General features: G+C 70.8%; 15 protein-coding genes. 9 read left to right on the top strand and 6 right to left on the bottom strand.

The features are described 5' to 3' along the window. The first annotated feature begins 531 nt into the window (after window positions 1-531). From ABT123_RS07245 to ABT123_RS07265, 5 genes are all read left to right on the top strand, one after another. Window positions 532-2,520, top strand: a complete 1,989-nt coding sequence (locus ABT123_RS07245; RefSeq protein ID WP_351310675.1) for an alpha-1,4-glucan--maltose-1-phosphate maltosyltransferase — start codon at window positions 532-534, stop codon at window positions 2,518-2,520. After that, window positions 2,517-4,211, top strand: a complete 1,695-nt coding sequence (treS, locus tag ABT123_RS07250; RefSeq protein ID WP_351310676.1) for a maltose alpha-D-glucosyltransferase — start codon at window positions 2,517-2,519, stop codon at window positions 4,209-4,211. Before ABT123_RS07245 ends, treS begins: the two co-directional genes overlap by 4 nt. Window positions 4,212-4,413: 202 nt before the next feature. Next, complete coding sequence (locus ABT123_RS07255; RefSeq protein WP_502970895.1) at window positions 4,414-5,868, top strand: maltokinase N-terminal cap-like domain-containing protein; 1,455 nt, start codon at window positions 4,414-4,416, stop codon at window positions 5,866-5,868. Then, the gene (glgB, locus tag ABT123_RS07260) at window positions 5,865-8,204 is read left to right on the top strand and encodes a 1,4-alpha-glucan branching enzyme (RefSeq protein ID WP_351310678.1); all 2,340 of its coding nucleotides are present in this window, start codon (window positions 5,865-5,867) and stop codon (window positions 8,202-8,204) included. The genes ABT123_RS07255 and glgB overlap by 4 nt, the downstream gene beginning before the upstream one ends. A 331-nt stretch (window positions 8,205-8,535) precedes the next feature. Then, window positions 8,536-9,159: a helix-turn-helix domain-containing protein gene (locus ABT123_RS07265; protein WP_351310952.1), complete on the top strand. Its 624-nt coding sequence runs from the start codon at window positions 8,536-8,538 to the stop codon at window positions 9,157-9,159. A gap of 85 nt (window positions 9,160-9,244) precedes the next feature. Here ABT123_RS07265 and ABT123_RS07270 read toward each other — a convergent pair whose 3' ends face one another. Then, complete coding sequence (locus tag ABT123_RS07270) at window positions 9,245-10,270, bottom strand: ATP-dependent 6-phosphofructokinase (protein ID WP_351310680.1); 1,026 nt, start codon at window positions 10,268-10,270, stop codon at window positions 9,245-9,247. A 270-nt stretch (window positions 10,271-10,540) separates the two neighbouring features. Between ABT123_RS07270 and pta the strand changes: the two genes are divergently transcribed. From pta to pyk, 3 genes are all read left to right on the top strand, one after another. Then, the gene (gene pta / locus ABT123_RS07275; protein ID WP_351310682.1) at window positions 10,541-12,628 is read left to right on the top strand and encodes a phosphate acetyltransferase; all 2,088 of its coding nucleotides are present in this window, start codon (window positions 10,541-10,543) and stop codon (window positions 12,626-12,628) included. Between the two features lie 29 nt (window positions 12,629-12,657). After that, on the top strand, window positions 12,658-13,866 hold the full coding sequence (locus ABT123_RS07280; protein ID WP_351310684.1) for an acetate/propionate family kinase: 1,209 nt from the start codon (window positions 12,658-12,660) through the stop codon (window positions 13,864-13,866). A 61-nt stretch (window positions 13,867-13,927) separates the two neighbouring features. Next, entirely contained in the window at window positions 13,928-15,358 is a 1,431-nt protein-coding gene (gene pyk, locus ABT123_RS07285; protein ID WP_351310685.1) for a pyruvate kinase, read from the top strand. 91 nt (window positions 15,359-15,449) lie between these two features. On the opposite strand, the gene ABT123_RS07290 is transcribed toward pyk, so the two are convergent. The 4 genes from ABT123_RS07290 to ABT123_RS07305 form a co-directional block, all read right to left on the bottom strand. After that, on the bottom strand, window positions 15,450-16,784 hold the full coding sequence (locus ABT123_RS07290) for a hypothetical protein (RefSeq protein ID WP_351310686.1): 1,335 nt from the start codon (window positions 16,782-16,784) through the stop codon (window positions 15,450-15,452). Next, a complete protein-coding gene (locus ABT123_RS07295; RefSeq protein WP_351310688.1) occupies window positions 16,774-17,298 on the bottom strand; it encodes a DUF6114 domain-containing protein in 525 nt (174 codons plus the stop codon). The genes ABT123_RS07290 and ABT123_RS07295 overlap by 11 nt, the downstream gene beginning before the upstream one ends. 110 nt (window positions 17,299-17,408) lie before the next feature. Next, complete coding sequence (locus ABT123_RS07300; protein ID WP_351310690.1) at window positions 17,409-18,050, bottom strand: DUF6230 family protein; 642 nt, start codon at window positions 18,048-18,050, stop codon at window positions 17,409-17,411. Between the two features lie 600 nt (window positions 18,051-18,650). Further along, window positions 18,651-19,634, bottom strand: coding sequence for a tetratricopeptide repeat protein (locus ABT123_RS07305; RefSeq protein WP_351310692.1), 984 nt, complete (start codon window positions 19,632-19,634; stop codon window positions 18,651-18,653). A gap of 273 nt (window positions 19,635-19,907) precedes the next feature. Here ABT123_RS07305 and ABT123_RS07310 point away from each other — a divergent pair, with 273 nt between their 5' ends. Beyond that, window positions 19,908-20,537 (top strand): TetR/AcrR family transcriptional regulator, encoded by a 630-nt coding sequence (locus ABT123_RS07310; RefSeq protein WP_351310694.1) that lies wholly within the window; start codon window positions 19,908-19,910, stop codon window positions 20,535-20,537. Here ABT123_RS07310 and ABT123_RS07315 read toward each other — a convergent pair. Then, window positions 20,534-21,346, bottom strand: a complete 813-nt coding sequence (locus tag ABT123_RS07315) for a hypothetical protein (protein WP_351310696.1) — start codon at window positions 21,344-21,346, stop codon at window positions 20,534-20,536. The two genes, ABT123_RS07310 and ABT123_RS07315, sit on opposite strands and share 4 nt — an antisense overlap. Between the last annotated feature and the right edge of the window lie 17 nt (window positions 21,347-21,363).

The raw sequence follows: 21,363 nt of genomic DNA on the forward strand, positions 1-21,363 counted from the left end.
GCGTTTACGGATCGAAGCGGACGCACCACGCTGTGCACCCGGTCATCACCCCCGGAAGGCTAGCGCCGCCCCTCCCCCACGACCATGGCGCCTCGCCCCGGCCCGGGCCCGGCGGCGTCCGCATCGGCGTCGGTGGCACGTTGGCCGATAACCCTGTGGACGGCATCGGCCGATTCGGGGCCAACTCTTCCGAGTGCCGTGGGTGTGGCTCGACTTGACGAAGCCGCGGTGAATGCCGAGCCGGTCGATCACCTTGCGCGTGCGGCCAGATACGAGTAGTTAACCAACCGCGACGGTTGTCCGGGCCGAGAGTGGGAAGGGCTCCCCGGGTACCGCGCACGGCAAACCCGCACTCCACCTCTCCCCGCCACCCGAGTGAACGCGGACAGGAGCGGCCATGCCCGCAGCCCAGCCGTCCACGGAGCGGCTAGAAACAGAGCGAACAGAGCGTGCACAACCTGCTGAGCCGCCGGCCGGACCGGCGGAGCTGTTGTCACCGAGCCCTGCGAACCTCCCCCAGGTGATCCCATCATGATCGGTCGCATTCCCGTGCTGGACGTCCGCCCTGCCGTCGACTGCGGTGCCAGAGCCGCCAAGGCGGTCGTGGACGAGGTAATCGAGATTTCCGCCACCGTCTTCCGCGAAGGCCACGACGCGGTCGCCGCCCAGCTGCTGCTGAGGGATCCCAAGGGTCGGCTGCGAACGCCCGTCCCGATGGCGGAGCTGGCCCCCGGCACCGACCGGTGGGGGGCCAGGGTGTCCGCGGACACCGAGGGGAGGTGGACGTACGCCGTCGAGGCATGGAGCGATCCCGTCGCGACCTGGCGGGCCCATGCGCTGATCAAGATTCCGGCCGGGATCGACACGGAGCTGATGCTCCTGGAGGGGGCCGAGCTGTACGAACGGGCCGCCGCCCGGATTCCCAAGAAGGACGGCCGGGAAGCGGTGCTGGCCGCCGCCGACCTGATGCGCGGGGAGGGCGATCCCGGCCGGCGGCTCCGGGCGGCCCTCGATCCCCGGGTGGACGCGGCCTTCGCCCGCCGCCCCTACCGGGAGCTGGTGACCGCCTCGAAGCCGGTGCCCCTGCTGGTCGAGCGGAAGCGGGCGCTGTTCGGGTCCTGGTACGAGCTGTTCCCCCGTTCGGAGGGCGCGGTCGTCGAGGAGGGGAAGCCCCCGGTCAGCGGCACCTTCAGGACCGCCGCCGAGCGGCTGCCCGCGATCGCCGCGATGGGCTTCGACGTGGTCTACCTGCCGCCGATCCACCCGATCGGGACCACCTTCCGCAAGGGGGCCAACAACTCGCTTTCGGCGGTCAGTTGGGACCCGGGGGTGCCGTGGGCCATCGGGTCGCCGGAGGGCGGACACGATGCGGTGCACCCCGACCTCGGCACCATCGAGGACTTCGACGAGTTCGTCCGGCGGGCCCGCGAGCTGCGCATCGAGGTGGCGCTCGACTTCGCCCTGCAGTGCTCCCCGGACCACCCGTGGGTGGAGAAGCACCCCGAGTGGTTCCGGCACCGGGCCGACGGGACCATCGCGTACGCCGAGAACCCGCCGAAGAAGTACCAGGACATCTACCCCGTGCACTTCGACACCGACATGGCCGGCATCGTGGCCGAAACGGTGCGGGTGCTGCGGCACTGGATGGACCACGGGGTCCGCATCTTCCGGGTCGACAATCCGCACACCAAGCCGGTGGTGTTCTGGGAGAAGGTGCTCGGGGAGATCGGGAAGACCGACCCCGACGTGATCTTCCTGGCCGAGGCCTTCACCCGGCCCGCCATGATGCGCGCGCTGGCGGCCGTCGGCTTCCAGCAGTCGTACACCTACTTCACCTGGCGGAACACCAAGGACGAGCTCACCGAGTACCTCCAGGAGCTCTCGGGTGAATCCGCCTCGGTCATGCGGCCCAATTTCTTCGTCAACACGCCGGACATCCTGCACGAGTACCTGCAGACCGGCGGCCGGCCCGCCTTCGAGGTGCGCGCCGTGCTGGCCGCCACGCTGTCACCCACCTGGGGGATCTACGCGGGCTACGAGCTGTGCGAGAACACCCCGCTCCGCGAGGGCAGCGAGGAGTACCTGGATTCCGAGAAGTACCAGTTCAAGCCACGGGACTGGGCGGCTGCCGACCGGGAGGGGCGGACCATCGCCCCGCTGATCACCTCGCTGAACCGGCTGCGCCGCCGCAACCCCGCCCTCCAGCAGCTGCGCGACATCCATTTCCACACGACCGACAACGACCGGGTGATCGCCTATTCGAAGCACTGCGGCACAAATTCCGTACTGGTGGTCGTCAACCTCGATCCGCACCACACCCAGGAGGCGACGGTCTCGTTGGACATGCCGGTACTCGGCCTCGAATGGCACGGGTCCCTCGCGGTGCGCGACGAGCTCACCGGCGAGACCTACCACTGGGGCAGGGCGAATTACGTGCGTCTGGAGCCGGGCCGAACGCCCGCGCATGTGCTGACCGCCCTGCGACCGTCCCCGCCCACCGGAGGGTCACCCACCACATGATGATCAACGATCCCGTCCACGACACTTTCGAGGACACCCCCGCCAAGGACCGAGATCCCGACTGGTTCAAGCGGGCGGTCTTCTACGAGGTCCTCGTCCGCTCCTTCCACGACAGCAACGGGGACGGGGTGGGAGACCTCAAGGGGCTCACCGCCAAACTGGACTATCTCCAGTGGCTCGGCATCGACTGCCTCTGGCTGCCGCCGTTCTTCGCCTCACCCCTGCGGGACGGCGGCTACGACGTCTCCGACTACACCTCCGTCCTGCCCGAGTTCGGGGACCTCGCCGACTTCGTCGAGTTCGTGGACGCCGCCCACCAGCGCGGCATGCGGGTGATCATCGACTTCGTGATGAACCACACGAGCGACCAGCACGAGTGGTTCCAGCAGTCCCGCACGGACCCGGACGGGCCGTACGGCGACTACTACATGTGGGCCGACAACGACAAGCAGTACCAGGACGCCCGGATCATCTTCATCGACACCGAGACCTCGAACTGGACGTACGACCCGGTCCGCAAGCAGTACTACTGGCACCGGTTCTTCTCCCACCAGCCGGACCTCAACTACGAGAACCCCGCAGTCGTCGAGGAGATCGTCTCCGCCCTCCGGTTCTGGCTGGACCTCGGCATCGACGGATTCCGGCTGGACGCCGTCCCCTACCTCTACGCGGAGGAGGGCACCAACTGCGAGAACCTCCCCCGCACCCACGAACTCCTCAAGCGGGTACGGGCGGAGATCGACGCGCACTACCCCGACACGGTGCTGCTCGCCGAGGCCAACCAGTGGCCCGAGGACGTGGTCGACTACTTCGGGGACTACGCCAAGGGCGGGGACGAATGCCACATGGCGTTCCACTTCCCGGTGATGCCGCGCATCTTCATGGCGGTGCGAAGAGAGAGCCGGTACCCGGTCTCCGAGATCCTCGCCAAGACGCCGGAGATCCCGGCCAGCTGCCAGTGGGGCATCTTCCTCCGCAACCACGACGAGCTGACCCTCGAGATGGTCACGGACGAAGAGCGCGACTACATGTACGCCGAGTACGCCAAGGACCCCCGGATGCGCGCCAACATCGGCATCCGGCGCCGGCTCGCCCCGCTGCTCGACAACGACCGGCACCAGATCGAGCTGTTCACCGCCCTGCTGCTGTCCCTGCCCGGATCGCCGATCCTCTACTACGGCGACGAGATCGGCATGGGCGACAACATCTGGCTCGGCGACCGGGACGGCGTCCGCACCCCGATGCAGTGGACCCCGGACCGCAACGCCGGTTTCTCCTCCTGCGATCCGGGCAGGCTCAACCTGCCGGTCATCATGGACCCGGTCTACGGGTATCAGGTCACCAATGTCGAGGCCGCGATGTCCTCGCCCTCCTCGCTGCTGCACTGGACCCGGCGGCTGATCGAGGTCCGCAAGGCCAACCCGGCCTTCGGTCTCGGTTCGTACACCGAACTGCCCTCGTCCAATCCGGCGGTGCTCGCCTTCCTCCGCGAGTACGGCGACGACCTCGTGCTGTGCGTGCACAATTTCTCCCGCTTCGCGCAGCCGACCGAGCTGGACCTGAGGTCGTTCAACGGGCGGGTCCCGGTGGAGCTCACGGGTGATGTGCGCTTCCCGCCGATCGGCGAGTGGCCGTACCTGCTGACCCTGGCAGGGCACGGCTTCTACTGGTTCCGCCTGCGCGGGGAGTAGGCCCGGCCGGGCGGTACCGGCGCCCACCCGCGCCCGTGCCGCCCGACCTCATCAAGTGCACGGCCGTCGGCGGCGAATGGGTCAATCGCCGCCCCAGTACGGACCATCCTGACCCGACACTCACCCACCGCCGGACAGCAAAATGGCGCGATCCGGGACACTCTGCGCATTCTGTGACGGCCCGGGGAAAGGACGCGACGCCATGTCGGAGGCTGCATCCGCCCGGAGCCGACGCCAGGGCGGCCACGGCCGCCTCGCGGCCGACCGGCTCGGCCCGCTGGAGCCCATGCTCCGCGCCTGGCTGCCCCGGCAGCGCTGGTTCGCCGGCAAAGGGCGCGAGATCATCCGGGTCCACCTCGTGTCGGCGGCGGACCTGCTGCCGCCCCGCGTGGTACCCGGACTGCTGCACCTGCTGGTGGACGTGGAGTCGGCCGACGGCACCACCTCCTGCTACCAGCTGCTGCTCGGGGTCCGCCCCGCCCTGCCGCCGGCCCTGGCACCCGCGCTGATCGGGCGGGCGGAGGAAGGGCCGTACGCCGGCCAGTTCGTGTACGAGGGGCTGGGCGACCCCCGGCTCGCCTCGCTGCTGCTGGAACGGCTCCGCGCCCCCGGCACCCTCGGCCCGCTGCGGTTCGACCGGGACCGCACGGCCCTGATCCCGGCCGCCCTGGCCCCCCGCCCGATCTCCGGAGAGCAGACCAACTCCTCGCTGATCTACGGGGATTCGTACATCCTCAAGGTGTTCAGACGAGTGGGACCCGGGGTCAACCCGGACCTGGAGCTGCCCCGGGCCCTGGCCGCCGCCGGCTGCGCCCGGGTGCCGGCCCCGGTCGCCTGGTACGAGGCGGAGCTGCCCGGTGCCGAATCGCTCACTCTGGGCGTGCTCCAGCCCTACCTCCGGGGCTCCGACGACGGCTGGCAGCTGGCCCTGCGCCGGCTGGCCGCCGGCGCCGACTTCACCACCGAGGCCCACGCCCTGGGCCGGGCCACCGCCGAGGTGCACAGCGCCCTCGCGGACGCCCTGCCGACGGTGGCCCTGGACCCGGAGCGGACCGCCCGGCTGGCGGCCGGGATGACCGCCCGGCTGGCCGCCACGGTCCGCGAGGTGCCGGCCCTGCGCCCCTTCGAACCGGGGCTGCAGGCGGCCTTCGACGCCCTGGGGTCCTCCCGCGGGCTGGCCGTGCCGGCCCAGCGCATCCACGGGGACCTGCACCTGGGCCAGACCCTGCGCACCGCCGACGGCAGCTGGTCGCTGATCGACTTCGAGGGCGAGCCGGCCCGGCCGCTGGCCGAGCGGCGCCGCCCCGAGCCGGCCGTCCGCGATATCGCCGGCATGCTGCGCAGCTTCGACTACGCCGCCCGCTCCCACCAGCCGTTCGCCCCGGACTGGTCGGACGGCTGCCGGGCCGCCTTCTGCGAGGGCTACGCCCGGACCACCGGCCGCGACCCCCGCGAGGACCCGGTACTGCTCCGCGCGTACGAGACCGACAAGGCCGTGTACGAGGCCCGGTACGAGTCCCGGCACCGCCCGGACTGGCTGCACGTCCCGATGGCGGCCATCCGCCGCCTCTCCGCCCGTGAGCGCCCACCCGCCAAGCGGGCGCCTGCACCCTCCCCCCACCCCCGCCCGCAGCCGCCTAGGAGGCCGCACACGTGAGCGCCGCCCGTCAGCCGTCGCCGCCGTCCCCGCCCGTTCCCGTACAGGACCTTCCTGTACGGGAAGGCCCTGTACAGGAAAGCGCCGTACGGGAAAGCGCCGTACGGAAGAAGCCCCGCACCCCACGCGCCCGCCGGGCGCCCGCGCACGGGGTGCGGCCCGCACCCGCGCTCCCCGCGGAGGAACGGGCCCGGCTCCTGGAGGGCCGGCACCACGACCCGCACGGCGTCCTGGGTGCCCGCACCCTGCGGGGCGGGGTGGCGGTCCGGGCCCTGCGCCCGCACGCCAAGACGGTGACCATCGTCGCCAAGGGCCTGCGGACCGAGCTGCACGACGACGGGGACGGGCTGTTCTCCGGGCTGCTGCCGCTCACCGAGGTGCCGGACTACCGGCTGCTGGTGGCCTACGACGGCGACGAGATCGAGGTGCACGACCCGTACCGGTTCCTGCCGGCCCTCGGGGAGCTGGACCTGCACCTGATCGGCGAGGGCCGGCACGAGGAGCTGTGGACCGCGCTGGGCGCGGTGCCGATGGAGCACCAGGGGGTGGCCGGCACCCGGTTCACGGTGTGGGCGCCGAATGCCCAGGGGGTGCGGGTCACCGGGGACTTCTCGTACTGGAACGCGGTGGCCCATCCGATGCGGTCGCTGGGTGCGAGCGGGGTGTGGGAGCTGTTCCTGCCCGGCATCGGGGAGGGGGCTCTGTACAAGTTCGACATCGCCGGGCCCGACGGCGGCCACACCCTGCGGGCGGACCCGATGGCCCGGCAGGCCGAGGTCCCGCCGGCCACCGCCTCGGTGGTGACGGCGAGTTCGTACGAGTGGCAGGACGCCGAGTGGATGGCGCGGCGCGGGGAACGGCCGCCGCACCAGTCGCCGTTCTCGGTGTACGAGGTGCATCTGGCCTCCTGGCGGCCCGGGCTGACGTACCGGCAGCTGGCCGCCCAGCTGCCGGCGTATGTCCGGGAGCTCGGCTTCACCCATGTGGAGCTGATGCCGGTGGCCGAGCACCCCTTCGGGGGTTCCTGGGGCTACCAGGTGACCGGGTTCTATGCGCCGACCTCCCGGATGGGCTCCCCGGACGACTTCCGCTTCCTGGTGGACGCGCTGCACGCGGCCGGCATCGGCGTGATCGTCGACTGGGTGCCGGCCCACTTCCCGCGGGACTCCTGGGCCCTGGCCGAGTTCGATGGCCGGCCGCTGTACGAGCACCAGGACCCGCGGCGGTCCGCGCACCCGGACTGGGGAACGCTGGAGTTCGACTACGGGCGCAAGGAGGTCCGTAACTTCCTGGTGGCGAACGCGGTCTACTGGGGCCAGGAGTTCCATGTGGACGGGATCCGGGTGGACGCGGTGGCCTCGATGCTTTACCTGGACTACTCGCGCAACGAGGGCGAGTGGGTGCCGAACGAGCACGGCGGCCGGGAGAACTGGGACGCGGTGAAGTTCCTGCAGGAGATGAACGCCACCGTGTACCGGCGCTGCCCGGGGGTGGTGACCATCGCGGAGGAGTCCACCGCCTGGGACGGGGTGACCCGGCCGACGGACGCCGGCGGCCTCGGCTTCGGGCTGAAGTGGAACATGGGCTGGATGCACGACACCCTCCGCTACATGTCGAAGGAGCCGGTGCACCGCAAGTACCACCACCACGACATGACCTTCGGGATGGTCTACGCGTACAGCGAGAACTACGTGCTGCCGATCTCGCACGACGAGGTGGTGCACGGCAAGCAGGCGCTGGTGTCGAAGATGCCCGGGGACTGGTGGCAGCAGCGGGCCGGCCACCGGGCATACCTCGGTTACATGTGGGCCCATCCGGGCAAGCAGCTGCTGTTCATGGGGCAGGAGTTCGCGCAGGGCGCCGAGTGGTCGGAGTCGCATGGGCCGGACTGGTGGCTGCTGGACTCCACCTACTCGGCGGCGGGCGACCACCACGGGGTGCGGACCCTGGTCGGGGATCTGAACCGGACGTACGCCGAGACGCCGGCGCTGTGGGAGCGGGACACCGTGCCGGACGGGTTCTCCTGGGTGGACTCGGACGCCGCGGAGGACAACGTCTTCGCCTTCCTGCGGTACGCGGCGGACGGCACTCCGCTGCTGGCGGTGTGTAACTTCTCGCCGGTGGTGCGGCACGGCTACCGGCTGGGGGTGCCCGAGGACGTGCCGGCCTGGCGGGAGGTGCTCAACACCGATGCCCGGCGGTACGGGGGCAGCGGGGTGCACTGCGGCGGTCCGGGGAGCGGGCCGCTGGTGCCCGAGCGGGTGCCGGCGCACGGGCGGGCGGCCAGCCTGCGAATGACCCTGCCGCCACTGGCGACGGTCTGGCTGCGTCCCTGATGCGGCGGGGGCCCTCGCCACCCCCGTGCGCGAGGGCCCCCGGAGGGATCACGTGTCCGCCGGGGGTCCGGTTCACGCCGCGACCGGGGGTGTGGTGCAGGTCACGTGGTACGTATCGCTAAGGTGACCGGAAAGGTGAGCACTCCTCTTACCGGACGGTCACGGGAAAAACGGACCAAAGCCCCGAGCGCCGTAGGAGATTCCTACGAGTTGTGAGCTTGGTTGAACAACCTGTAGTCGGCACCCCCCGGCCGCTTCTACCGTGTGCCTCGTGCACCAGAGCCCACCGTTCAACGCCCCCGCCGCCCGTCGCCTGCGCGTGGCCCTGGGGATGGCACCCGGCCACGTCGCCTACGGCCTGCGCGCCCAGTACGGCCTGCTCGTCGCGCCCGAAACCGTCATGGCCTGGGAGACCGGCGAACTGCCGCCCTCCGCCGCCGAGCTGACCGCGCTCGCCGGGGTGCTGTGGTGTTCCCCCGGAGAACTCCTCGCCGAGCCGGTGACCCTGCGGGAGCACCGCATGGCCCGCGGGCTCGCCCCCGAGGAACTGGCCCGGCGGATAGGCCTGGAGACGAACTCCTACCAGAAGATGGAGGACTCGGGCCGGTGGAAGGGCAATGAGCGGCAGTCGGCCGCCCTGGCCTCCGTGCTCGGGCTGTCCCTGCCCCAGTACATGGCCGCGACCGGCCGCCAGGAGGAGCTGGCCGAGGTGCTCCGCAGCGCGGTGACCACCCGCTGGCAGGCCTATGTCAAACCGCTGTCCAAGCTGCTGCCGGTGCCGAAGGCGCAGCTGGAGGTGGTGCTCGAGCGGCTGCACGGGGACTACCAGTCCCGGATGGTGGCCACCCTCAGCTGGGGCGGCGGCCAGGGCGAGGCCGGGAGCGGGGACTCCGGCCGGGAGTTCCTCGCGGAGATAGTGGACCGGTTCTGGTCACTGGCCCGGGGTGCGGAGTAGCCGGGCGGGGTAGCCGGGCTCCGCTTCGCCCCCGCGTCCGGGCCGTTCGGCGGGGAAGTGGGGGCGAAGGTCCCGGCGGGCCGGGTCAGAAGACCGACTCGGCCTCGTACATCCGGTTCTCCGGGACGGTCTTGAGCGAGGTGACCGCGGAGGCCAGCGGGGCCATCACGATGTCGGTGCCGCGCAGGGCCGTCATATTGCCGAAATCGCCCCGGTGTACGGCCTCGACGGCGTGCCAGCCGAAGCGGGTGGCGAGCACCCGGTCATAGGCGGTGGGCACGCCCCCGCGCTGGACGTGGCCGAGGATGACCGGGCGGGCCTCCTTGCCCAGGCGGCGCTCCAGCTCGACGGCGAGCCGGTTGCCGATGCCGGCGAAGCGCTCGTGTCCGTACTGGTCGATGGCGCCCTTCTCGTACGGCATCGAGCCCTCGGCCGGGTGCGCGCCCTCGGCCACGCAGATGACCGCGAACTTCTTGCCGCGGGCGAAGCGCTCCTCGACCATCTTGACCAGATCGTCGACCTCGAAGTGACGCTCGGGCAGGCAGATGCCGTGGGCGCCGCCGGCCATGCCGGACTCGAGCGCGATCCAGCCGGCATGCCGTCCCATGACCTCGACGACCATCACGCGCTGGTGGGACTCGGCGGTGGTCTTGAGCCGGTCAATGGCCTCGGTCGCCACCATGACGGCGGTGTCGAAACCGAAGGTGCGGTCAGTGGAGGAGATGTCGTTGTCGATGGTCTTCGGAACGCCGACCACGGGCATGCCGGCGTCGGACAGCATCCGGGCGGCGGTCAGGGTGCCTTCGCCGCCGATCGGGATCAGCGCGTCGAGGCCGTACCGCGTGGCCAGCTCCTCCGCGTTCTCGGCGGCTTCGCTGAGCCGGGCGCGCTCCATGCGGGCCGAGCCCAGAATCGTTCCGCCGCGGGCCAGAATGCCGCTGACCGCGTTGATGTCGAGGGGGCGGAAGTGGCCGTCGAGCAGGCCCTTGAAGCCGTCCTCGAAGCCGATGACTTCGTCACCGTGCCCGACCAGGGCGCGGTGCACAACAGACCGGATGACGGCGTTCAGGCCCGGGCAGTCGCCGCCTGCGGTGAGAACTCCGATACGCATCGCTCTGTGTCTCCTGCTCCTGGTCGTACCGCGCCGTACGCGTGCGGCGTACGGCCGTACTGGTGAAGGCCGTGGTCGAGAAGCCTGTCCGATTGTTCCACGCACCGCTGGGGAGGCGCGCTCCTTACTGCTCCTCCTGAAGGGCCTTTGGACCCTCGCTCGAAGGACCTTCTGCCGGCAAGCGCTCTACCCATCGCCAGAGGTATTGTCAATAGGTCAAGACCACCCTAACGGGGAATTTCGATTCGCAAGCATGGACGGAGAGCACGCGTGACCCGCAGCGTGTACGTGACCGGCATCGACCGGGGGGACGGCCGGCAGGTCGTCGAGCTCGGAATCATGGAGCTGCTGACCCGCCAGACCGGCCGGGTCGGCGTCTACCGGCCCCTGCTGCACGATGGGCCCGACCGTCTGTTCGACCTGCTGAGGGCCCGGTACCGGCTCGACCAGGATCCGTCCACCGCCTTCGGCATGGAATACCACGAGGCCTCCGCCATCCTGGCCGAGAAGGGCACCGACGAGCTGGTCTCGCAGCTGGTCGACCGCTACCACCGGGCCGCCCGTGCGTACGACGTCATGCTGGTCCTGGGCACCGACTACGCCGCCACCAGCCTCCCCGACGAGCTGGCCCTCAACGCGCGCCTCGCCAACGAGCTGGGCGCGGTCGTCATCCCCGTGGTCGGCGGGACCAAGCAGACCGCCGAGTCGGTGCGCGCCGAGGCCCGTAACGCCTACCGGGCCTACGAGAGCCTGGGCTGCGAGGTCGTCGCCATGGTGGTGAACCGGGTGGCCGCCGAGGACCGCGAGACCATAGCCGAGCGGCTGGCCGCCCGCCTCCCGGTGCCCTGCTACGTCCTGCCGGACGACAAGTCCCTCTCCGCGCCGACCGTCGCCCAGATCACCCGCGAGCTCGGCGCCGAGGTGCTGCTCGGCGACGAGGCCGGCCTGGCCCGGGACGCCCTGGACTTCGTCTTCGGCGGCGCCCACCTGCCGAACTTCCTGAACGCCCTGACCCCCGGCTGCCTGGTGGTCACCCCCGGGGACCGGTCCGACCTGGTGGTCGGCGCGCTGGCCGCGCACGCCTCCGGCACCCCGCCGATCGCCGGTGTGCTGCTGACCCTGAACGAGCGGCCGGCCCCGCACATCCTGGCCATGGCCTCGAAGCTGGCGCCGGGCACCCCGGTGGTCTCGGTGGCCGGCAACAGCTTTCCCACCGCCGCCGAACTCTCCGGGCTGCAGAGCCGGTTGAACACGGCCACGCCCCGCAAGCTGGAGACCGCGCTCGGCCTGTTCGAGCGCCATGTGGCCACCGGCGAACTGCGCGACCTGCTCTCCGTGGCCCGCTCCGAGCGGGTCACCCCGATGATGTTCGAGCACGAGCTGCTGGAGCAGGCCCGGTCCGAGCGCCGCCGGGTGGTGCTGCCCGAGGGCACCGAGGAGCGGGTGCTGCGTGCCGCGGATGTGGTCCTGCGGCGCGGGGTCTGCGATCTGACCCTGCTCGGCGAGACCCAGGCGGTCCAGAAGAAGGCCGCCGACCTCGGTGTGGACATCAGCGGGGCGCAGATCGTCGACCCGGCGGTCTCCCCGCTGCGGGAACGATTCGCCGAGTACTACGCCAAGGTCCGCGCCCACAAGGGCATGACCGTCGAACTGGCCAACGACGTGGTCACCGACGTCAATTACTTCGGCACCCTGATGGTGCAGGAGGGCCTGGCCGACGGCATGGTCTCCGGCTCGGTGCACTCCACCGCCGCCACCATCCGCCCGGCCTTCGAGATCATCAAGACCAGGCCGGACGCGGGGATCGTGTCCTCCGTCTTCTTCATGTGCCTGGCCGACAAGGTGCTCGTCTACGGCGACTGCGCGGTCAATCCGGACCCCAATGCCGAGCAGCTCGCCGACATCGCCGTGCAGTCCGCCGCCACCGCGGCGGCGTTCGGGGTGGAGCCGCGGATCGCGATGCTCTCGTACTCCACCGGCACCTCCGGCTCCGGGGCGGACGTGGACAAGGTCCGCAAGGCCACCGAGATCGTCCGGGCGAGGCATCCGGAGCTGCTGATCGAGGGCCCGATCCAGTACGACGCGGCCGTGGACGCCGATGTGGCCGCGACCAAGCTGCCCGATTCCGAGGTGGCCGGGCGGGCGAGCGTACTGATCTTCCCGGACCTGAACACCGGCAACAACACCTACAAGGCCGTCCAGCGCTCGGCCGGCGCCGTGGCGGTCGGCCCGGTCCTTCAGGGTCTGCGCAAGCCGGTCAACGACCTCTCGCGCGGGGCGCTGGTCCAGGACATCGTCACCACCGTGGCGATCACCGCGATCCAGGCCCAGTCCCAGCCCCTGCCGCAGACCCGATAACCCCCACCCACGAAGGAAACACCGTCACCGTGACCGCATCGCGCATCCTCGTCCTCAATTCCGGCTCCTCCTCCGTCAAGTACCAGCTGCTCGACATGGCGGACCGGTCCCGGCTGGCCGTCGGGCTGGTGGAGCGCATCGGGGAGGCGGGCTCCCGGCTGGTGCACGAGCCGCTGACCGGACCGAACCCCGGCAAGCGCGAGCAGGTGGTCCCGATCGCCGACCACAAGGCCGCGCTGGAGGCGGTGGCGGCGGAGCTGGCCGCCGACGGTCTGGGCCTGGACTCCCCGGAGCTGGCGGCCGTCGGCCACCGGGTGGTGCACGGCGGGACGCGGTTCACCGCACCGACCGTGATCGACGAGGAGGTGCTGGCCGAGATCCGCAGCCTGATACCGCTGGCTCCGCTGCACAACCCGGCCAATGTGACCGGTATCGAAGTGGCCCGGGCGCTGCGCGCGGACCTGCCGCAGGTCGCGGTCTTCGACACCGCCTTCCACGCGACCATGCCGGAGTACGCGGCCCGGTACGCGATCGACACCGCCACCGCGGACGCGTACTCCATCCGCCGGTACGGCTTCCACGGCACCTCGCACGCCTATGTCTCGCGGGCCACCGCCGCCCTGCTCGGCAAGGCCCCGGAGGAGGTCAATGTGATCGTGCTGCACCTGGGCAACGGCGCGTCGGCCTCGGCGGTCCGGGGCGGGGTGTGCGTGGACACCTCGATGGGCCTGACCCCGCTGGAGGGCCTGGTCATGGGCACCCGCTCGGGCGACCTGGACCCGGCGGTGATCTTCCATCTGGCCCGGGTGGGCGGGCTCTCGATCGACGAGATCGACGCGCTGCTGAACAAGAAGAGCGGTCTGCTCGGCCTCTGCGGGGACAACGACATGCGGGAGGTGCTGCGGCGGGCCGGCGAGGGCGACGAGGCGGCGCGGACCGCGTTCGCGACGTACGTCCACCGGCTGAAGAAGTACATCGGCGCGTACACGGCGGTGCTCGGCCGGGTGGACGCGGTGGTCTTCACGGCCGGGGTCGGCGAGAACTCGGCCCCCGTGCGGGAAGCTGCGGTGGACGGCCTGGCAGAGCTGGGCCTGGCGCTCGACCCGGAGGCCAACGCGGTCCGCTCGCCGGAACCGCGGTTGGTCTCGGCCGCGTACTCCCGGGTGGCGGTGGCCGTCGTCCCGACCGACGAGGAGCTGGAAATCGCCACTCAGGCGTACGAGCTGGTTACCGACTAGTCACTTGGACTTTCCACCAGACGGAATATTCCGCTACGAAACAAACGGATAGGATCGCTCCATGCGCCGTTCCAAAATCGTCTGCACGCTGGGCCCCGCCGTCGACTCGTATGAGCAGCTGAAAGCGCTCATCGAGGCAGGCATGAACGTGGCCCGATTCAACTTCAGCCACGGATCCCAGGCAGAACACCAGGAGCGGTACGACCGCGTCCGGAAGGCCTCCGAGGACACCGGGCGCGCGGTCGGCGTGCTCGCCGACCTCCAGGGACCCAAGATCCGTCTCGAGACCTTCGCCGAGGGCCCGGTCGAGCTGGTGCGCGGTGACGAGTTCACCATCACCATCGAGGACGTCCCGGGCGACAAGTCCATCTGCGGCACCACCTACAAGGGCCTGCCCGGGGACGTGTCCAAGGGCGACCAGGTCCTGATCAACGACGGCAACGTCGAGCTCCAGGTGACCGAGGTCGAGGGCCCCCGGGTCAAGACCATCGTCATCGAGGGCGGTGTCATCTCGGACCACAAGGGCATCAACCTGCCGGGTGCCGCCGTCAACGTGCCGGCCCTGTCGGAGAAGGACAAGGAAGACCTCCGCTTCGCCCTGCGGATGGGCTGCGACATGGTCGCCCTGTCCTTCGTCCGGGACGCCAACGACGTCAAGGACGTCCACAAGGTCATGGACGAGGAGGGCCGCCGGGTCCCCGTCATCGCCAAGGTGGAGAAGCCGCAGGCGGTCGAGAACATGGAGGCCGTGGTCGCCGCGTTCGACGCGGTCATGGTGGCCCGTGGCGACCTGGCGGTCGAGTACCCGCTCGAGAAGGTCCCGATGGTCCAGAAGCGGCTCATCGAGATGTGCCGCCGCAACGCCAAGCCGGTGATCGTGGCGACCCAGATGATGGAGTCGATGATCACCAACTCCCGGCCGACCCGCGCCGAGGCCTCCGACGTGGCCAACGCCATCCTGGACGGCGCGGACGCGGTCATGCTGTCCGCCGAGTCCTCGGTCGGCCAGTACCCGATCGAGACCGTCAAGACGATGTCGAAGATCGTCGCGGCGGCCGAGCAGGAGCTGCTCTCCAAGGGCCTGCAGCCGCTGGTCCCGGGCAAGAAGCCGCGCACCCAGGGCGGCTCGGTCGCCCGTGCGGCCTGCGAGATCGCGGACTTCCTGGACGGCAAGGCGCTGGTCGCCTTCACCCAGTCCGGCGACACCGCGCGCCGGCTGTCCCGCTACCGCGTGGTCCAGCCGATCCTGGCCTTCACCACCGACCCGGGCACCCGCAACCAGCTCACGCTGAGCTGGGGCGTGGAGTCGTACGTCGTCCCGCACGTGGACAACACCGATGCGATGGTCGAACTGGTGGACGCCGAGCTGCTCAAGCTCAAGCGCCACAACCGGGGCGACATCATGGTCATCACCGCCGGTTCGCCCCCCGGCGTCCCCGGCACGACCAACATGGTCCGCGTCCACCACCTGGGCGGCGCCGGCCGCGACTGACGTCGCACAACGTCGCACAACGCCCGAGGGCGGCACCCCGATCGGATCGGGGTGCCGCCCTCGGGCGTTGCATGGTGCCGGTGCCGACCGCCTACTTCTCCGGCGGGCCGATGTAGTTCTTCAGGCCCGGGACCGTCAGGGTGCCGCCGAACTGGCCGGCCTGGACGACCTTCACCTTCGAGAAGAAGGCGAACGGAACGTTCAGCGGAGGCGGGCTGTCCGGGCTGAACTCGATCGGGATGATCCCGAACAGGTTGCCCTTCAGCGACTCGGTGTACATGGTCACCGTGCCGCCCCGGATCTTCGAGGTGGAGCCCGGCCGGGACTTCAGGTGGGCGATGTTCCCGGACTTCCCGACCGTCTGGTACAGGTCCTTGATGTCGAGCGAGTCCGCGGTGAACTTCAGGACCTTCTTGATCTTGCCGCTCCCCGTCTTCACCTCGACGATCCCGTGGTAGTCCAGGCCGTAGAGGGTCAGCAGGGAGCTGTCCAGGTACCAGGGCTCGTCCGGCAGGAGCGGGATTCCGGGCTCCAGTTCGGCGTTCGCCAAGGCCTCGGCGTCGCGGGTCGGACAGGGGAACGGCTGCTTGCCGTCCGGGGCCTTCGTCGCCTCGTCCTTGTCGTCGGCCTTGTCCTTGTCGTCGGCCGCCTTGTCCTCAGCCTTGTCGGCCGGCTTCTTGCCCGTCTCGTCCTTCGGGGTGGTCGCGCTGTCCTTGACCTCCTGGGACAGTTCGGACACCGGTACGCCGGCCTTCTTGGCGGCGTCCCGGATCTCCTGCTCCTTCGGGTCCGGGGTGGACTTCGAGGAAGGCGCGGAGGGGGTGGGAGCGGGCGCCGGGGTCGCCGGGGTGGCCGGCTTGCCGTCCAGGCCTTCGAAGATGCCCTTGATCTTGTCGCCGACACCCAGCGGGTCCAGCGGGTTCACGGTCTTCGTGGGGGTCGGGGTGGCGGTCGGGGCCGGGGTTCCGGCCGTCTGCTTCGCCGCCGGCTCGACCGGCGGCTTGGCCGCCGGCTTGATGGCCGACGAGGACGGGGACGGCTTGGCCGAGGGGCTCTTCGACGCGCCGGGCCGCGGGGTCGCGCTGGGCGACGTACCGGGCGAGGGCGTCTTGGAGGGGGACTTCGACGCGGACGGCGAGGGCGACTTCGAGGCGGACTTGCTCTCCTCGTCCGTCGGCTCGTCGGAGCGGGTCACACAGGGCCCGGGCGCGAAGGGAATGTCCTTCTCGTCGGCCAGGGCCAGCTTCGGGGCCATGCCCATGCCCACGAACACCGCGGTGGGCATCGCGGCCAGTGCCATGGTCTTGCCGACGGGTATCTGGAGCTTCGTCAGCAGCGACTTCCTGGGCGCCGCGTGCCGCGGGCCCTTCCTCTCACGGGACTCTGCGTCTGGGGCCACGGCCCGCTGCGTCTCGTCACCCCGCACTGTTCCTCCCGCCATTGGCGTGGGCAGTCGTCTCGGTCGCGTAGTCCGTTTCCTTCTCGTGGGGCCCGGGTCCGGCCACGGCCATCACCGGGTCCGCTTCCTCGGCGGGCGCACCGGGCACCCACGAGAGCGCGAGGCAGCCGCCCAGCAGCGCGCAGAGGAAGCCCATGAAGAAGCCGCCGAGGTTGGACACCGGCAGCGACACCAGGCCCAGCAGGAGCGTGGCGACGCCGGCGAAGATCCGGATGCCCTGCTGGAACCAGAGGGCGAGACCCAGCGTGATCAGCAGGACGCCGATGATGAGTGCACCGGCACCGCCGGTGGTCGCCATCGCGATGGTGATATTGCCCAGCCGGACGTCTGCGTACGGGAAGTACGCGATCGGGACGCCGCCCAGCAGAGTGAACAGCCCGGCCCAGAACGGCCGCTTGCCGCTCCAGGCGTGGAAGCGGTAGTACACCACGGTGAGCCAGTGGTCCTTGGTGGCGGCGTTAACCGGGGCCTGGGGGTTCATGGACAACAGCTCCCTGGAAACGGTGGTACGGAGAACTAGGTGAAGCCCGGACGGGTGGGCGGACACGGCTGCAGCCGTCGCCCACCCGTCCGGTCAAGCACCGGGAACGATTACTTCTCGTCCTGGTAGCACGGCTGGTCGCCGCTGAGCAGGCGGAGCTTGAGGTCGGGCAGGGTGAAGGTACCCGCCGTCGTCGCCCACGCCTTCTGCCGCACGTTCGTCAGCGTCGCCGTCTTGGCGCGCTGGGAGAACGCGAACGGGCTGGACACGGTGCCCGGCTGCGGCTTCGTGGCGTGGCTCTCGTGGCCCACCGCGACACCGATGTCGAGCTTCTCGAACTTGGCGTCCGCGTCGAGCTCGGCGACATCCAGGTAGATGTTGTCCGCGACCGCCGGACGGCCCTTGTGGCCCGTCTGGAGCTTCAGGGTGATGTTGCCGATACCGGGCACCGGAGTGACCAGGGACTGGCACATGTTGGTGATGGTGGCCTTCTTGAACCCGGAGATGGTGACCGGGTGATCCTGGGGCTTGCCATGGAGGTCGTGCCCCTTGGCAATGCCGCCGTACTGGATCAGGTCCTCACCGACGAGCTCGTCGGCGCGCACCTTGAAGTCCTGGCCGGACACGCTGAAGGACGCCGCCAGGGCACCCTGCGCGAGACCCACACCCACCGCGGCGGTCGCCGCGATGCTCGGCACCATGACGAGCGCGAAGCGCTTCCATCTGGTCCCACCACGAACCTGGGAATTCATGTTGTTCCTCCTTCTCGGACGTACATCTCCGGTCGGGGCCCTGCCCGTCCTGGGATGGGAGAAGTGCTACGTCCTCGGGAAGGAGCGCAGGAGTCCGTGGCGCGGATCCGCGTCAGGTACACCGGCGATCACCCCCGAGCGACAACCACTGGGCCACGCGTCCGCGCAACCTGGAGGACAGGCTCTGCCGGTGTGGCAAAGACCCCCCTGTCCTTGAACCGATGCCACTGCCATCGGCCCGCCCGGTGGGGACCCATCTCCGCGCTCCGGGTGAGCGGCTCTGCGGGATGGACCGAGCGTGGCCGATCGTGGTCCATTCCGTGCCGCCGCACAAGGGGGTTCGTTACTGGCGGGTAACGGCTGGATAACCGGGGTGCGACCCCGCGCCGTCGAGTGGCCACAGAGGGTGTCACCATGGGCCACGACAGAACCCCTGAATCCATCCGCAAGCGGACAGATCCAGGGGTTCGATTTACTGCGAGTAACAGCTGCGCCGATTACCAAGTTTTGGCAAAGTGGAGTCGCTGTTGGCGTTTGTGTCAACAAATCGGCGAAGCGCTCCGGCGATGCTCCAGCCGCCGGGACCCGGCCGGAACCCGGCTAGAAGAGCACCCGCGCCAGGGCGGTACGGGCCGCGCCCACCCGCGGGTCGTCCCCGCCGATGACCTCGAACAGTTCGAGCAGCCGGAGCCGGGCCGCGTCGCGGTCCTCGCCCGCCGTCACCCGCACGGTGTCGACCAGCCGCCCGAAGGCGTCCTCGACGTGCCCGCCGACCAGATCCAGGTCCGCCGCCGCGATCTGCGCCGCCGGGTCCTTGGGGTTCTCGGCCGCCGCCGCCCGCACCTCCTGCGGGTTCATGCCCTGCACCCGCCGGAGCAGTTCGGCCTGCGCCAGGCCCAGCTTGGCCTCGGGGTGGCCGGGGTCGTCGGCGAGTACGTTCTGGTACGCCTGCACGGCACCGGCCAGGTCGCCGGCGTCCAGCGCGGCCATCGCCGCCTCCAGCAGGGCGTCGTACGGGCCGGCCGGCACGGCCGCGGCGGAGGCCTGGTCCGCCGGGGCGGCGCCCTCGGCGTCCGGGTCCACCGCGATCCCGGTCAGCCCGAAGCGCTCTTCGGCGACCTGGATCAGCTGCGCGAGGGTCTCGCGGATCTGCGCTTCCGGGGCCGCGCCCTGGAACAGCGGCAGCGCCTGGCCGGCGACCACCGCGAAGACGGCCGGGATGCCCTGGATGCCGAACTGCTGCATCAGCATCTGGTTGGCGTCGACGTCCACCTTGGCAAGCACGAACCGGCCGTTGGCCTCCACGGCCAGCCGCTCCAGCAGCGGGCCGAGCTGCTTGCAGGGCTCGCACCACTCGGCCCAGAAGTCGATGACGACCGGGACCTCGGCGGAGCGCTGGATCACATCACGTTCAAAACCGGCCTCGTCGACGTCGATGACGAGCGCCGACGGCGGCACCGCCGCGGAGCCACCCTGCCGGGCGGCCTCCACCCGGGCCTGCTCGGCCTTCGCCTTGGCCTCGCCGGCCGCCTTCACCGCGGCGAGGTCGACGACGCCGCTCATGGACATGTTTCTGGGCTGCATGCGTACATCCTCCCCCGTATGCGCGCGCCGAAGAAAAAGATCCCCCGAACCGGCTGGAAACACCGGTCCACAACGTGTGGTGGCGCCGGGTCCCCACCTGGCGCCGTGTGGTTGTCGCGTGGTGTCACCGGGAACGGTCGAAATCCGGGACTCTTACGCTACGAGCCGTAGCGTAACTCTCCCGGCCGCCCGGCGCTCCGTGATCTGAACCACAGGGCCGCCACAGTGACGCGGCTCACGGCGGTTCTGCTACCGGCCGGTATGGTCCTCGCCATGCACTCGCCTGATGTCCCTTCCGGTGCCGGCCGCACCGGCCGCCCCCGCAGCGCCGCGGCGGACGCCGCGATCCTCGCCGCGACCCGGGACGCGCTGTGCGAGCTGGGCTGGTCCAAGGTGTCCATGGGTGATGTCGCGGCCCGCGCGGGCGTCGCCAAGACCACCCTGTACCGCCGGTGGTCGGGGAAGAACGAACTGGTCGTGGATGCGGTCGCGGAGCTCTTCGACGAGCTGGAACTCCCGGACCGGGGCTCCCTGGAGGCGGACGTCGAGTACGTGGTGCTCCGATTCGCCGAACTGCTGCGCCGGCCGGAGGCCCGGACGGCGCTGATGGCGGTGGTCGCGGAATCCACCCGGGACGAGGCGCTCCGGGACCGGATCCGGTCGGCGATCGTGGACCGGCAGAAACGTCTCGTCGTACTGGGCCGGGAGCGGGCCCAGGCCCGTGGCGAACTCCCGTACGAGGAGGACGAGGTCCTGGCCGGCCGCACCACCGACCTGATCTTCGACGTGATCGCGGGCACCGTGGTGCACCGTGCGCTGGTCAGCTCGGAGCCGGTGGACGAACTGTGGGTCGCGACCTTCACGGCCCTGCTGATGCACGGCCTGCGGGGCGCAGCCGCCTAGGCCCTGGCCGGGCGGCCGGGCCAGGTGACCCGGAGGGCGTACGAGTCGCCCACCGCGGCGTCGGGCAGCAGGCCCGTCGCGGCGAGTGCGCCGAGCCCGGCAGCCCGGCCCGCCAGCTCGTACCCGAGCTCCGAGGAGTCCACCTCGTGGCAGCGGCCGTCGGTGATCCGCACCCGGGCGAGGACCCCGCAGAGCCCGTCCGCCAGTCCGGCCCGCAGCGCGGGCAGGTACTCGGCCGGCAGCCGGTCCTCCGGCACCTCGCTCAGCAGTTCCGGCCCGCCGCCCGGGCCCGGCGGTTCCAGGTCCGCGGTGACGAGGGCGAAGGGGCCGCAGCCGCCCCGGTTGTACTGGACGCGCACGGTCAGGCCGCGCACCGCCGCGGGCAGCGGCAGGCCGCGCCGGCCGGGCCAGGTCACGCCCGGCAGCTCCCAGTCCAGCGGTTCCGACGGTGTCCCAGGTGCCCGCAGTCCGGCGGCGAGCAGCGCCCCGCGGGCCGCGAGTCGCCCGGCCTCCCGGTAGCCGTGCTCGGCGGAATCCGCCAGGTAGAACGTCCCCTTGCGCAGCCGCACCAGCGCGCGGTGCCCGTCCAGTCCCTCCCGTACGCCCTGCCGCACGGCTTCGGCGTGCCCGGGCGGCAGCTGGAACCGGGACAGCTCGTTGACGAACTCCGGCTCCCCGCCCGGTCCGGACGGTGGCTCGAAGTCGGCGAGGAGGTGCGCGTACGCCCCGGCGTCGCCGGGGCGGTGGTACCGGACCCGGATGTCGCGGACGGGAGCGGAAATGGGGGTGGAGAAGGGACGGCCGGCCATGGCGCCACGGTACGGGC

Origin of the sequence: Streptomyces sp. NPDC002054 (assembly GCF_040296685.1) — a bacterium.
In the GTDB taxonomy this organism is placed as follows: domain Bacteria; phylum Actinomycetota; class Actinomycetes; order Streptomycetales; family Streptomycetaceae; genus Streptomyces.